The sequence below is a fragment of the Nocardia sp. NPDC052001 genome, assembly GCF_040680615.1.
Lineage (GTDB): Bacteria > Actinomycetota > Actinomycetes > Mycobacteriales > Mycobacteriaceae > Nocardia.
Genome location: NZ_JBFAXC010000006.1, coordinates 241,208 through 253,961, shown reverse-complemented (window position 1 = coordinate 253,961; position 12,754 = coordinate 241,208). Strand labels below are relative to the sequence as shown.

The 12,754-nt window shown below is 70.0% G+C and carries 12 protein-coding genes; 6 read left to right on the top strand and 6 right to left on the bottom strand.

Annotated elements, in window-relative coordinates; all coding sequences use genetic code 11:
* Window positions 1-64: 64 nt before the first annotated feature.
* The 3 genes from AB0L82_RS27795 to AB0L82_RS27785 form a co-directional block, all read right to left on the bottom strand.
* Window positions 65-310, bottom strand: coding sequence for a DUF2630 family protein (locus AB0L82_RS27795; protein ID WP_364642484.1), 246 nt, complete (start codon window positions 308-310; stop codon window positions 65-67).
* The gene (locus AB0L82_RS27790; RefSeq protein ID WP_364642481.1) at window positions 307-1,719 is read right to left on the bottom strand and encodes a PLP-dependent aminotransferase family protein; all 1,413 of its coding nucleotides are present in this window, start codon (window positions 1,717-1,719) and stop codon (window positions 307-309) included. Before AB0L82_RS27790 ends, AB0L82_RS27795 begins: the two co-directional genes overlap by 4 nt.
* Window positions 1,720-1,938: 219 nt before the next feature.
* Window positions 1,939-2,673: a DUF4184 family protein gene (locus AB0L82_RS27785; RefSeq protein WP_364642478.1), complete on the bottom strand. Its 735-nt coding sequence runs from the start codon at window positions 2,671-2,673 to the stop codon at window positions 1,939-1,941.
* An 82-nt stretch (window positions 2,674-2,755) separates the two neighbouring features.
* On the opposite strand from AB0L82_RS27785, the gene AB0L82_RS27780 reads away from it, so the two are divergent.
* Window positions 2,756-3,445, top strand: a complete 690-nt coding sequence (locus tag AB0L82_RS27780; RefSeq protein WP_364642475.1) for a pyridoxamine 5'-phosphate oxidase family protein — start codon at window positions 2,756-2,758, stop codon at window positions 3,443-3,445.
* Between the two features lie 17 nt (window positions 3,446-3,462).
* Here the strand turns inward: AB0L82_RS27780 and AB0L82_RS27775 are convergent, their stop codons facing one another.
* The gene (locus AB0L82_RS27775; protein WP_364642472.1) at window positions 3,463-4,746 is read right to left on the bottom strand and encodes a hypothetical protein; all 1,284 of its coding nucleotides are present in this window, start codon (window positions 4,744-4,746) and stop codon (window positions 3,463-3,465) included.
* Between the two features lie 105 nt (window positions 4,747-4,851).
* The gene (locus AB0L82_RS27770; RefSeq protein WP_364642470.1) at window positions 4,852-5,625 is read right to left on the bottom strand and encodes a crotonase/enoyl-CoA hydratase family protein; all 774 of its coding nucleotides are present in this window, start codon (window positions 5,623-5,625) and stop codon (window positions 4,852-4,854) included.
* Window positions 5,626-5,690: 65 nt separating this feature from the next.
* Here AB0L82_RS27770 and AB0L82_RS27765 point away from each other — a divergent pair, with 65 nt between their 5' ends.
* Together AB0L82_RS27765 and AB0L82_RS27760 are read left to right on the top strand one after the other, a co-directional pair.
* Entirely contained in the window at window positions 5,691-6,362 is a 672-nt protein-coding gene (locus AB0L82_RS27765) for a TetR family transcriptional regulator (protein ID WP_364642467.1), read from the top strand.
* Window positions 6,363-6,373: 11 nt separating this feature from the next.
* Complete coding sequence (locus AB0L82_RS27760; protein ID WP_364642464.1) at window positions 6,374-7,999, top strand: isovaleryl-CoA dehydrogenase; 1,626 nt, start codon at window positions 6,374-6,376, stop codon at window positions 7,997-7,999.
* Between the two features lie 9 nt (window positions 8,000-8,008).
* Here the strand turns inward: AB0L82_RS27760 and AB0L82_RS27755 are convergent, their stop codons facing one another.
* The gene (locus tag AB0L82_RS27755) at window positions 8,009-8,200 is read right to left on the bottom strand and encodes a DNA-binding protein (RefSeq protein ID WP_364642461.1); all 192 of its coding nucleotides are present in this window, start codon (window positions 8,198-8,200) and stop codon (window positions 8,009-8,011) included.
* A 97-nt stretch (window positions 8,201-8,297) separates the two neighbouring features.
* Between AB0L82_RS27755 and AB0L82_RS27750 the strand changes: the two genes are divergently transcribed.
* From AB0L82_RS27750 to AB0L82_RS27740, 3 genes are all read left to right on the top strand, one after another.
* On the top strand, window positions 8,298-9,689 hold the full coding sequence (locus tag AB0L82_RS27750) for a DUF1731 domain-containing protein (protein WP_364642458.1): 1,392 nt from the start codon (window positions 8,298-8,300) through the stop codon (window positions 9,687-9,689).
* Window positions 9,690-10,000: 311 nt separating this feature from the next.
* On the top strand, window positions 10,001-11,512 hold the full coding sequence (locus AB0L82_RS27745; protein ID WP_364642455.1) for an MFS transporter: 1,512 nt from the start codon (window positions 10,001-10,003) through the stop codon (window positions 11,510-11,512).
* A 33-nt stretch (window positions 11,513-11,545) separates the two neighbouring features.
* Window positions 11,546-12,754 carry an FAD-dependent oxidoreductase gene (locus tag AB0L82_RS27740; protein ID WP_364642452.1) on the top strand — a complete coding sequence of 403 codons (1,209 nt, stop codon included), beginning with the start codon at window positions 11,546-11,548 and terminating at the stop codon, window positions 12,752-12,754.

Here is a 12,754-nt window from a genome sequence, read left to right as displayed (position 1 = left end):
AACCGATGGTAACGGGGTGCGCGGGTGCGCCGACCGCGAAATTCGGCCAGCTCCACCCTCGGGGTTATTGCAGATAGCCCTCTACCTGGCGGGCGGAGTTGGACTGCGCCTCCTCCGGATTGCGGCCCTGGTCGAGGCGGGCGCGGCGCTGCCGCAGCAGGTCCCAGCACTGATCGAGGGCGACCTCGAGCTCGGCGAGCTGACGGCGTTCGGTCTCCGGGTCGATCTCGCCCTGCGTGTTCTTGGTACGGAGCTCGTGTTCCTGGTCAACCAGGGTTTTGATGCGCGCGAGGATGTCCTGTTCGCTCATGGGCTCCACTGTACGACGTGTGCCAGCGCATCCCCGGCCAACCGCACCGCGACCGGGAGTTCGGCCCGGGACAGGGCGGCATAGCCGAGCGCGATGCCGAAGTTCTGGCGCGGGCCGCGGGTGTAGCGGCCCAGCCCGTCGAGGTAGACCCCCGCCTGCGCCGCCGCGGCCACCACGGCCTCCTCCTGGGCGGCCGTGGCCAGCGGCACCAGCAGATGGGAGCCCGCGTCATCACCGCGCACTTCGAGGCCGCGGCGGCGCAATTCCTCGGCGACGAGTGCGCGGCGCGGCGGCATCTCGCGGCGCAACCGGCGCAGATGCCGGGCCAGATCGCCATTGCGGGCGAATTCCGCCACCACCTGCTGACCGGCGGGTGCGGGGCCGGTGCCGGTGAGTTCACGATGCGCGCGGATCGCGTCGGTCACGGCCGGGGCCGCCACCAGCCAGCCCACGCCGAGGGTGGGGGTGAGGATCTTGCTGGTGGTGCCCAGGTGCACGACCAGTTCCGGGGCCAGGGCCGCCAGCAGCGGCAAAGGCGAGGTGTCATAGCGCAATTCGCCGTCGTAGTCGTCCTCGATAATGAGAGCGCCGGTGCGCCGGGCGAATTCGACGAGTTCGACGCGGCGCGCGGCGGGCATGCGCGCACCCATTGGAAACTGGTGTGCCGGAGTGCAATACACCATTTTGGCATCCAGCGGCAGCTGTTCGACCCGTAATCCGTCGGCATCCACCGGGACCGGTACCAGGCGAATGCCCGCCGCCTGGAAGGCCCCCGCGGCCCGCGAATATCCGGGATCCTCGATGGCGGCCACATCGCCGGGGCGCAGCAGCGCGGCCGCCAGTTCGCCCACCGCCGTACTGGTTCCGGCCGTCGCCAGCACCACGCTGCCGCGGCCGGCCACCAGTCCGCGATGCCGGAGCAGATGCTCCGCGACCGCCGCGAGATAATCCGGTTCTCCCGCACGGTCCCTGCGCACCAGGGGATTTCGATCCGCGACCGCGCGCCAGGCCCGTCGCCAGGCAGCCGGGTCGATCACCTCCACGCAGGGTGCGCCAGCGCCCAGATCGAGGAGTCCGACGGTCGGATCGGCCCGCTCGGTGGTGGCGGCCTGCGCCGCCACCGGTTCCGGCGCGGCCGTCAGATACGTCCCGGAGCCGTGCCGACCGCTCAGCCAGCCCTCGGCGTGCAACTGGTCGTAGGCGGCGGTGACCACGGTTCGGCTCACGCCCAGGCGGGCGGCCAGCTCCCGCGAGGACGGCAGCCGATCTCCGCCGCGCAGCGCACCGGTGGTCGCCGCACCGCGTAAACCGTCCGCGACCTGCACCGCGAGCGGCACGCTCGAATCGCGGTCGACAACCAGCGGTAGGTCGTCGACCACCACCGCACGGTTTTTGCCCGCCTCCGTCATGAAAGTGGTCTCCCCGTCGTCCGGAATCCAGTCGGGTTCAGCTTGCCACTGCCGAGGGTGGTCTGGTTCGAGCGCGGGGCGGTGTTTCGCGGTTCGAGCGCGGTGCCGCCGCGCGGTCCACAGCGGGTGTGTACAACGAAATCCATTGGGGTGCCGAACGGCAGCTGTGGATGACTGTGGAATCTCCTGGTGTGCAGGTGTTTACGGAACCAAGTTGGTTCACTCCGGCGCGGTGACGGTGTCCAGATCGGGCCGAGTTGCGAAACCCCGTTTGCGCCAGTTGCTTACGGTGACAAGCACTACCCAGGAAATGAAAAGCATTGCCGCGCCTCGCATTGCACCGACCAGCAGGTGCCGGACGCAGTCGTAGAGGCTGATGTCCACGACCGGGTCGGTGGCGGCGATGGCGGCACCTATCGCCGCGGCCGTCGCGATCCCCGTGACCACCCATTTCCGTTGCGCTGCTGTCGGTCCGGTCTCGGCGCGGCGGAACCAGCGCGTGGCCCACCAGGTGAGAACGAGCAGTCCGCCGACGGAGGAGAGGTAGCCGAGGACGTTGTACACGCGATGCGGGCCGATAACGGACTCGCGCATCGGCTCCCAGTGCTGGACCACCACACCGTCCGTATGGGTGAACGCGTCCCAGGCGAGATGAGTCAGCGCGCCGACCAAGATCGCGGCGCAGGCGCGCCACCAGCTGGTTCGGCTCGGCGCGGCCGACCGGCCGAGCAGGGACAGGACCGGGCGGCGGAGAATCGTGCCCAGTACGAGCAGGGCCACTCCGAGCAACAGATCGATCGGGAGCCCGAAGGGCGAATGGGTCAGCTCGCCATCCACGCCGATCGGGAGGTAATACGGCATATCGGGAACGAGACTGCCCGCCACCAGGCCGGGGAGCCACAGCTTGCGAGCCAGCGGCAGCACCGCGGCCGGATGCGCGAGTGTGAACGGCACGAGTGCTCCCCGGAAAGTGGTCTTTCATTCTTGCTTCGAATTGGCTATTCAGTAATGCCAATGCGCGCGCGATGCTGGACGTATGACCGAGCCAGCCACCCGGACGCCATTGTCACCCACCCCGCGCAGTGCGCTCAACCGCTCCAGGGAGCGCGGAGCCACCGACCGCGCCGAACTCGACGCGGTGCTCGACGCCGGACTGCTCTGCCACCTCGGCGTGGTGCTCGGCGGCAGCCCCGTCGTGATTCCCACTACCTATGGGCGCGAAGGGGACACGCTGTATCTGCACGGCTCCACCGGTGCGGGCAACCTGCGCGCCGCCATGACCGGGGACGTATCCGTGGCCGTCACGCACCTCGACGGCGTGGTCTACGCGCGCTCGGCCATGCACTTCTCGATGAACTACCGGTCGGCCGTAATCCACGCCCGCCCGGTCGAGCTCACCGATCCGGAGGAGCGCATGCACGGCCTGCGGGTGATCGTGGAACACGTGGCTCCCGGCGCGTGGGATGCGGTGCGCTCACCGAACAAGAAGGAAATGGCCGCCACCATGGTGCTCGCCCTCGACCTCACCGAGGCGTCGGTGAAGATGCGCACCGGCGGACCGCGCGATGAGGAATCCGATATCGCGGCGGGTGCGGCCTGGGCGGGCGTGCTGCCGCTGCGTCAGGTGTGGGACGCGCCGGTCGATTCGGCCGATCTGGCGGCGGGAATCGAAGTGCCGGAATATGTTCGGGCGCGTTCGGCGGAGAGCGTGAGCGCGGGATTCTGACGCGGTGGATTTGGGAGCTACCAGCGAGTTCCGGTGAGGCCGAGGTCCGCCAAAGCCTTGTCCACCAGGGCGGCGGGGGATGGGGCGGCGTCGGGGTCGAGGCTTACGACCGAAAGGGTGTAGGCGTCGGCTATGCGGGTGAGGTAGCCGGACAGGCGGGTGCGGGGGAGGCGGTCGGGGCGCAAGCCCGGGTGGATGGCGCGGGCGGCGACGCCGGTGCAGGGGTGCGGACCGAGGGACAGCAGTGAGTCGGGGAGGGTTCCGATGTTGGAGCACAGGATGTCTCGCTCGCCCGCACCCTTGGCCAGGGCGTAGGCCCAGCGGTCGGGGATGACCTGGAGCAGTTCCTCCGGGATACCGCCGGGGCTGGTCATGCGGTGCTCGTAGGCGGTGCGGGCCTTGCGGCGCAGGGTGGCGGGGGTGTCGTCGCGGGTGATGACGATTTCCGTCATGGCCATGTCATTGTCGACGCGCGGTTCGTCGCGGGTGTCGACGGGCAGGCTCGCGGTGAGGGTGGGTTCCTGGAAACCGCTGTCCCACAGCATATTCGCGATGATGTGCACGAAGAGACTATTCGCGGTGCCGTCATGGGCGACCGCGACCCGATTCCAGTCACGGGCGGATACCTGCGTGATCGCGCTGCGGGTGACCGGCACGGAACGACCGCCGGACCACGGTGCCGCGCTATCGAGCGACGAGAGTGCCGACTGATCGAGCGATGACAGTGCGGTCCGATCGCGCGGCGGCTCCGGGCGTTTCGGCAATCCTCGGCGCAGGGCGCGGGCGGTGCCGCCGATCACGGTGGCCCACTGCCTGCGGGCGTCGGCCCAATCCGTATGTCCCGCAACGGGTGCGGCCAGTGGGGTGCCCGCCAGTGCGTGATCGATGGCCAGGGTCAGTGCGCGGCCGTCGGCGAGGGCGTGCGAGCAGGTCAGCGACATCACGCAGCCGCCCTCTAGCAGTTCGGTCGCGGACACCCGCCATCCCGGCCCGATCTCCGGATCGAGGTCATCGCCCTGCGCGTCGGCCCAATCCAGCAGTGCCGCAGCGGGAATCGCCGTCTCCGTGAGTGCGGGCGGATGCGCCCACTCGGTGGTCTGCCAGCGCGGCCGCGCCCCCGGCACCCGGGATCGGATCACCCGCCGCCCCAGCGGTCCGGTTCGCAGGGCCGCGTGAATCCGCTCCAGTAATTCCCCATCGACCGGGTCGGCGGTACGCCAAAGACCCTGCAACGCGATCGGGGTACCCATGCCCCGATGCGCGCGCAGGAATATCTCGTCCACCACGCTCAGCCGATCCATCGCAGCGCAGCGTACCGGTCCGGGCCGTGGATCCGCCCGCCCGCGACCATCGACGGCTCGGCGGTATCGATGGGCCGATCCGGACGCGCTTCTCGCGCCCGGAAGTCAGCTGGGCTGACCGTGCCGTCCCGCGCCGGAGGCGAAGCGCTGCGCGCCCTCCAGCGCGCCGTCGGCCAGGGCTTTCAGGCCGTGGCGAAGTTCGTTGGTGATGGCGGTGGGCTCGTCCAGGCCGTCCTGTTCCAGGGCGGACATGCGGTCCGAGCGGAGGCAGGTTTGCGGGAGGGCGGCGAGTTGCAGGGCGAGTTCCTCTGCGGCGCGGCGGGATTCGCCGTTCGGGACGACCTGGGTGGCCAGGCCGATCTGTAGCGCCTCGGTGGCGGAGACGGCGCGGCCGGTGAGGATCAGGTCCATGGCGCGGCCGTGGCCGATGATGCGCGGCAGCCGGACGGTGCCGCCGTCGATGAGCGGTACGCCCCAGCGGCGGCAGAAAACGCCGAAGGTGCTGTCCTGCTCCGCGATTCGCAGATCGCACCAGAGCGCGAGTTCCAGTCCGCCCGCGACCGCGTAGCCGGAGACGGCGGCGATGACCGGCTTGGACAGGATCATGCGGGTGGGGCCCATCGGCCCGTCGCCGTCCTCGGTCACGACATTGGAGCGTTCGGTGCCGAGCCCCTTCAGGTCGGCTCCGGCGCAGAAGGTGCCGCCGTCGCCCCAGAGCACCGCGACCGCCGCGTCGGGATCGGCGTCGAATTCACGGAAGGCGTCGGCCAGGGCCCGGGCGGTGGGTCCGTCGACGGCATTGCGGGCCTCGGGGCGGTGCAGGATCACGGTGGTCACGGGGCCATTGCGTTCGACTCGTACGCTCACGGGCTCGACCATACGCCGTAAATACGGGCGTCGAACAGGTCTTGCGCAAAGAAATGAATCAGTGGTTCACTTCTTGCGTGGCCTACCGCAGAACCCCCGCCGTACAGGCCCGCCTCGATGCCCAGGCCGGATCGATCGTGCGGGCCGCCATGACGGTGCTCTCCCGTGACGGCTTCGCCGGACTGTCCATGGCGGCGGTCGCCGCCGAAGCGGGTGTCGCCACCGGCACCGTCTACAAAACCTTCAGCGGCAAAGCCGAATTGGTCACCGCCGTCTTCCGCGAGGTGGTGACCCGGGAGGTCGCGGAAGTGGCCGCGGCGGGTGGTGCGCGCGGCACCCGAGCGGACGCCGACACCGCGGACGGCGGGTCGATCGCCACCGTCGCGGCTGATCCCGACCTCAGGTCGGCTCGGCAGCGGGTCATCGCCGCCGTCGAAACCTTCGCCGGACGCGCGCTGAAGAACCCCAAATTGGCCTACGTACTCCTCGCGGAGCCGGTGGACGCCGCCGTCGACGCGGAGCGGTTGCGCTTCCGCCGTGCCTTCGCGGAGACCTTCGAAGCCGCGGTGGCCGAGGGCGTGGCCAGTGGTCAACTGCCGCCGCAGGATCCGCGCACCAGCGCCACCGCGCTGGTCGGCGCGATCGGTGAGGTGCTGGTCGGACCGCTCGCCGAACAGTTGGAGAGTGAATCGGTGGTGCCCGAACTCGTCGCCTTCGCGCTGCGCGCGCTCGGCGTGCCCCAGGAATAAGGAGTCCTCGCATGCATACGCATGATGTGTTCAACCAGGCCCCGGACATCGTGCCGTTCGACAATTCGCACAACCCCGCGCTCATCGAGGGGCTGCATCGCGAGGGCGCGGGCTGGGCCGAGGCCGAAGTGCGCGAACTCGGTGCGCTCGCAGGCGGTTTCGAGGCGCAGGAGTGGGGACGGCTCGCCAACGCGTACCCGCCGGTGCTGCACACCCACGACCGGTTCGGCAATCGCGTGGACGAGGTGGAATTCCACCCGCACTGGCACGATCTGATGAAAGTCGCTGTGGCGCATGGCCTGCACGGCTCACCGTGGCAGGACGAGCGGTCCGGCGCGCATGTGGCGCGCGCGGCCAAGTTCTACACCTGGGGTGTGGCCGACGCCGGGCATATGTGCCCGATCTCCATGACCTACGCGGTGGTGCCCGCGCTGCGGCACAATCCGGAGCTGTCCGCGCGTTTCGAACCGCTGCTGGCCTCGCGCGAATACGACTACGGGCTGCGCGAGCCGTCCTCCAAAGCCGGTCTGATCGCCGGTATGTCGATGACCGAGAAGCAGGGCGGCTCCGACGTCCGCGCCAATACCACCACGGCCACACCGCTTTCCGACGGCACGTACCGCATCGTGGGCCACAAGTGGTTCACCTCCGCACCCATGTCGGATATGTTCCTGACCCTCGCGCAGGCGCCGGGTGGGCTCTCCTGTTTCCTGCTGCCGCGCGTGCTGCCCGATGGTTCGCGCAATACCCTTCGGCTGCAACGCCTCAAGGACAAGCTGGGCAATAAGTCCAACGCGTCCTCGGAGATCGAATACGAGAACGCCATCGGCTGGCTGGTCGGCGCGGAGGGCGCGGGCGTGAAGACCATTATCGAAATGGTCAATATGACGCGCCTGGACTGCGTGATCGGCTCCGCCACCGGTATGCGCGCGGGCGTCGCCTTCGCCGTGCACCATGCCCGGCATCGAAAGGCGTTCGGGGCCAACCTGATCGATCAGCCCGCCATGCGCAATGTGCTGTCCGATCTGGTGATCGAATCCGATGCCGCCACCACCGTCATGATGCGGCTGGCCGGTGCCACCGATCGCGCCGCCGCCGGTGACGAATCCGAGGCCGCGTTCCGGCGCATCGCCTTGGCCATCACCAAGTACTGGGTGTGCAAGCGCGCCCCCGCGCACGCCGCCGAAGCCCTGGAATGCCTGGGCGGCAACGGATATGTGGAGGAGTCGGGCCTGCCCCGCCTCTACCGCGAGGCCCCGCTCATGTCCATCTGGGAGGGCTCGGGCAATGTGGCGGCCCTGGACGCGTTGCGCGCCATGGCCCGTCAGCCCGAGAGCGTGCAGGCGTACTTCGACGAGGTGTCGCTGGCGCGCGGTGCGAATGCCGCACTCGATACCGCCATCGACCGCATCGGCAAGGAACTCACCGATCTCGCCGATATCGAATACCGCGCGCGCCGGGTCGTCGAGCAGATGGCGCTGGTGCTGCAGGGCTCCCAGCTCGTCCGGCACGGCAACCCCGCCGTGGCGGATGCCTTCTGCGCCACCCGATTCGGCGGCGACTGGGGCATCGCCTTCGGCACCCTGCCCACCGGCGTCGACACCGCGGCCATTATCGAACGCGGCTTCGTCGCCTGATTCGCGGGATCAGCCGAGTGCCAGGCCCTGCTCCGCGAGCGCCGCACCCAACAGGCGAATCGCCTTGGGTCCGACGCCGTGCAGGGCGAGCAGTTCGGCCTCGGACACTCCCGCGAGTTGTTCGAGCCGCCGATAGCCCGCGGCGGTGAGGGCTCGGGTCGCCGGCGCACCGATGCCGCGCGGCAGGGGCGAATCGCTCATGGCCCGCAGTGTAGGCCGGGGACCCGATACGCGTTCGGTTCCCAATGCGACCAAGCCCACGCTTCCGGCCCGGCCCCAGCGGTTATAGCGTCGGTGTATGCCTCGTACAACGATGTACAGCCAGTGGGTCGCCCTTCCGCCCGAGCGGATCTGGGCCGTACTGGGTGATCCGGCTCGCTGGCCCGAATGGAATCCGGCCGTCACCTCGGTGACCCTGCACGCCGCACCGGCCGTCGGGAGTACGGGCGACTATCTGCCGCGCGGGCGGGTGACGGGGGCGGTGCACGACCGGTTCGCCGAACCGTTCACCATCGCCACCTTCGTGCCCGAGCGGGAACTGACGCTGGAACAGCCCGAACCCGCGGGCACCATGCGAGTGCGCTGGACGCTGACCCCGCGCGACGGTGGCACCGAGGTCACCCAGCAGCTCACGTTCAGCGGAGCGTCGGCGGCGGTCGCGCGCAAGGTGGTCGGCGGGCTACTCGAGACCGACGCGCACACCTGTTTCGCGCGGCTGGCCCGCCTGGCCGGATTGCGTCCCGCCGCGGACGCGCTCACCGTGGTGATCGCGGGCGGCACCGGCGCGCTCGGCCGCACCCTGGCCGCCGACCTCACCTGCCGCGGGCAGCGGGTGCGCATCCTGACCCGGCGCGCGGTCGCCGAACTGCCGTACGCGCAGTTCGAATGGGATGGCCGCTCGATCGGGGAATGGGCTGCGGCACTGCGCAATCCGGGACCGACCGCGATCATCAACCTGGCGGGCAAGCTGGTGGACTGCCGTCCCACCGAACGCAATATCGCCGAATTGCGGCGCAGCCGAGTCGATTCCACCGCGGTACTGGTGGAGGCGTCGAAAACCCTGGAGCGCCCGATCGCCTACTGGGTGCAGGCGAGCACCACCGCCATCTGGTCCGATGCCGGTGAAATCCGCTGCACCGAAAGCACTCCGCTGCCCGACCCGGGACTGCCGCAGATGACCGGTGTCGCACAACCGTGGGAGGAAGTCTTCGAAGGCGCGAACGCCGAGCATCGCACCGTCCTGCGCACCTCCATCGTGCTCGATCCGGACGCACCCGCCATGAAGCGACTGGTGGCCCTCACCAAGGCCGGACTGGGCGGCAGCGTCGGCCCGGGCACCCAGTGGTTCAGCTGGATCCACCTCGACGATTGGCTGGGCATCGTGCGCGCCGCCCTGGGCCTGGATCCGACCGTGACCCTGCCCGATGGAATCGTGGTGGCCGCCACCGACTTCCCGGTGCGCAATAAGGAGCTGATGACCGCGCTGCGCCGTCAGCTGCGCCGCCCCTGGTCACCGCCCACCCCGGCGGCGGCGCTCACGATCGGCGCGATCTTCCTGCGCACCGATCCGGCGCTGGGCCTGACCGGACGCCATGCCACCTCGGAGGTGCTGCGGCACAGCGGATTCCGCTTCCGCTATCCGACCCTGGACGAAGCGCTGAGCGATCTGCTGCCCGCGCGCACGAAATAGCGGCGAACCAGAACGCCCCCGGACATCGAGATGTCCGGGGGCGTTCCGGTTTCGGGGAAGGCGGCCGGAATCCCAGGCACCCGAGCGGGATTCGACCGCTGCCGCCTCCATAACTATCGGCTATGGCGAACCGGATCGGAGGGTTTCGCCGGGATTGACACCCGATCGGACTGCTTCCGGGGGCAGTGACCTGCCAGATTAAGGCATTCGTCCGATACCGCCCCGGCCCGCGCGCCCCTAGCGTTCACGTTGCGGTACACCGCCCCGATCGGGCCCATCGTGCCGCTGTTGTGAGAGAAAGGGTTTGGCCGATGGACATCGCCGCCCAGCGTGATCCGCGCCGCTGGCTCATCCTGATCGTGCTGTGCCTGAGCACCATGGTGCTGGTCATCGACACCATGTCGCTAACCGTGGCGGTCCCGGCCATCGCGCGCGAGCTGGACGCGGACGCGGCGCTGATCCAGTGGGTGCTGGACGCGTACACGCTGGTCTTCGCGGGTCTACTGCTGACGGCGGGCAGCCTCGGCGATCGCTATGGGCGGCGCCGGGTCATGATCATCGGCCTGCTGCTGTTCGGCGCGGCCTCGCTGGCCGCCGCCCTGGCCGCGAATCCGGAACAGCTGATCGCGGCGCGGGTCGGCATGGGCATCGGCGCGGCGGTCATCATGCCGGGCACGGTATCCATCCTGACCACCGTCTTCGACGCGGACGAGCGCTGTCGCGCCATGGCGGTCTGGGGCGGCGTCTCGATGCTCGGGCTCATCGGCGGACCCATCCTGGCGGGTGCGCTCATCACGCAATTCGGGTGGGGCGCGGTCTTTCTGATCAATGTGCCGATCACCGTGGTGGCGGGCATCGGGGCGCTGGCGCTGCTGCCCGAATCCCGGGGGCCGTGGCGCACGCCCGATCCGGTCGGCGCGGTGCTGTCCGTGCTCACCACGGTCACCTTCGTCGCCGCCGTCATCGCCTGGCCGCGGCACGGTTTCGACGGCCACACCGCGCTGCTGCTGGTCACCGCCTTCGCCGGTGCGATCGGCTTCATCGCCTGGGAGCAGCACACCACCGCACCCATGATCTCGCCGCGCCTGTTCCACGAGCGGAACTTCACCGGCGGCGGGATCTCGCTGCTGCTGGTGCAACTCGGCAATGGCGGACTGCTGCTGGTGCTCACCCAATATCTGCAATTCGTGCGGAACTACTCGCCCGCCGAGGTCGGGCTGACCTTCCTGCCCATGGCCCTGGCCTCACTGCTGTGCAACGGCATCGCGGTCCGGCTGGGCGCGCGGATCGGCGGCGGCACGCTCATCGGCGCCGGAATGCTGGCCATGGCGGCCGGATCGGCGCTGCTGGCCGAACTCCCCGAACACGGACCCGGCTTCACGGTGCTGGCGCTGTGCGTACTCGGCGCGGGCAGCGGACTGGCCGTACCGGCGGCGGTCGCCATGCTCGCGGGCACCCTCCCGCCCGCCGACGCCACCCTCAACGACAGTGTGCAGCAGGCGGGCGCGGCCCTCGGCGTGGCCCTGCTGGGCAGCCTGCTCGCCGACCGCTTCAGCGCGCGCATGCCCGAGAACGCCCCGGAAGCCGTGCGGCACTCGCTCATCGGCGCGCTCTCCGAGGCCGCGCGCACCGAGGACACCGGCCTGACCGCCCTCGCGCACCGGGCCTACGGCGCGGCCGTGCACAGCACCTTCCTGACCGCCGCCGCCGGAATCGCGGTCGCCGCCATCGTCGTGCTCACCGTGCTGCGCGAACGGAAACCGCAGAGCCAGTGCGATTTCGAGAACGCCGGCGTGCCACGGGCGGCGCACCTCGCGGGCTGAACCGCACACACGACCGCCGAGAGGGGCGAGACCATGAGCATCAACCACCACATCGTGGTGCTGGGCGCCGGATACGCGGGCATGATGAGCGCGCTGCGGCTCTCCCGCCGGATGCGGCATCGCGGCGATGTGCACATCACGCTGGTCAACCCGTCTCCACGCTTCACCGAACGCCTGCGCCTGCATCAGCTCGCCGCCGGGCATACCCTGCACGACCTGCGGATCGAACACCTCGTCGACGGCACCGGCATCGAATTCATCTGCGGCACCGCGACGGTCATCGACACCGAGATCCGGCAGGTGCGCGTGGAAACCCTCGGCCGGGTGCGCGTGCTCGACTACGACACCCTGGTCTACGCGCTCGGCGGCATCACCGAGGTGAACGCGGTGCCCGGCGCCGATCAGCACGCCTACCCGCTCGATACGGTGCGGCAGGCCGCGACGGTGGCGCGGCGGCTCACCGACCTGCCCGCCGGTGCCGCGGTCACCGTCTGCGGCGGCGGGCTCACCGGCGTCGAGACCGCCGCCGAGATCGCGGAAGCCCATCCCGGACTGCGGGTTTCACTGATCAGCAACGGCGAGCCCGCCGCCACGCTGAGCCCCGCGGCTCGCGCGTACGTGTACGACCGGTTCGACCGGCTCGGCGTACGGGTGCGACGCGGCATGGTGATCAAGGTGCTGCCCGACGCCGTCGAACTGAGCGCGGGGGAAGCGACCGACCTGCTGTCCTCGGACCTCACGCTCTGGACCACCGGGGTGCGCGCGCACGCGCTCGCCGCGGAGTCCGGAATCGGCACGGACGCGGCGGGACTCATCGTCACCGATCCCAGTCTGCGAGCGCGTACCCATCCCGATATCTACGCCGCGGGCGATGCCGCCGCCATCCGGCAGAACTGGGGGCAGGTGCACGCGACCGCGCAGAGTGCGGTGCCTTCCGGTGCGCACGTGGCGGATTCGATCGCCCGGCAACTGAACGGCAAGGAGCCCAAGCTGTTTCGCTTCGGCTACCGGTATCGAGCGGTCAGCCTCGGCCGCGGCGACGGCGTCGTCGGATTCGTGCGCGCCGACGGCGCACCCCGCCGCCGGGTACTCACCGGTGAGTCGGGGGTGCGCTACAAGGAGCTCGTCAGCGCCCGGCCGCCCCGAGTGTTCGCGCACACCACGGGGCTTTTCGGCCTGCTCCGGCCCACGGGGGCGAGCAAGGGCGGCCGGGCCACCCGCAGGCCCGCCGGCGACCGGTAA

What these genes read in the sequence shown, in the direction of transcription:
- AB0L82_RS27790 (WP_364642481.1), bottom strand. Translation starts at nt 1,719, where the DNA reads ATGACGGAGGCGGGCAAAAACCGTGCGGTGGTGGTCGACGACCTACCG.
- AB0L82_RS27755 (WP_364642461.1), bottom strand. Translation starts at nt 8,200, where the DNA reads ATGAGCGATTCGCCCCTGCCGCGCGGCATCGGTGCGCCGGCGACCCGA.
- AB0L82_RS27780 (WP_364642475.1), top strand. Translation starts at nt 2,756, where the DNA reads ATGACCGAGCCAGCCACCCGGACGCCATTGTCACCCACCCCGCGCAGT.
- AB0L82_RS27745 (WP_364642455.1), top strand. Translation starts at nt 10,001, where the DNA reads ATGGACATCGCCGCCCAGCGTGATCCGCGCCGCTGGCTCATCCTGATC.
- AB0L82_RS27795 (WP_364642484.1), bottom strand. Translation starts at nt 310, where the DNA reads ATGAGCGAACAGGACATCCTCGCGCGCATCAAAACCCTGGTTGACCAG.
- AB0L82_RS27740 (WP_364642452.1), top strand. Translation starts at nt 11,546, where the DNA reads ATGAGCATCAACCACCACATCGTGGTGCTGGGCGCCGGATACGCGGGC.
- AB0L82_RS27760 (WP_364642464.1), top strand. Translation starts at nt 6,374, where the DNA reads ATGCATACGCATGATGTGTTCAACCAGGCCCCGGACATCGTGCCGTTC.
- AB0L82_RS27750 (WP_364642458.1), top strand. Translation starts at nt 8,298, where the DNA reads ATGCCTCGTACAACGATGTACAGCCAGTGGGTCGCCCTTCCGCCCGAG.
- AB0L82_RS27770 (WP_364642470.1), bottom strand. Translation starts at nt 5,625, where the DNA reads ATGGTCGAGCCCGTGAGCGTACGAGTCGAACGCAATGGCCCCGTGACC.
- AB0L82_RS27775 (WP_364642472.1), bottom strand. Translation starts at nt 4,746, where the DNA reads ATGGATCGGCTGAGCGTGGTGGACGAGATATTCCTGCGCGCGCATCGG.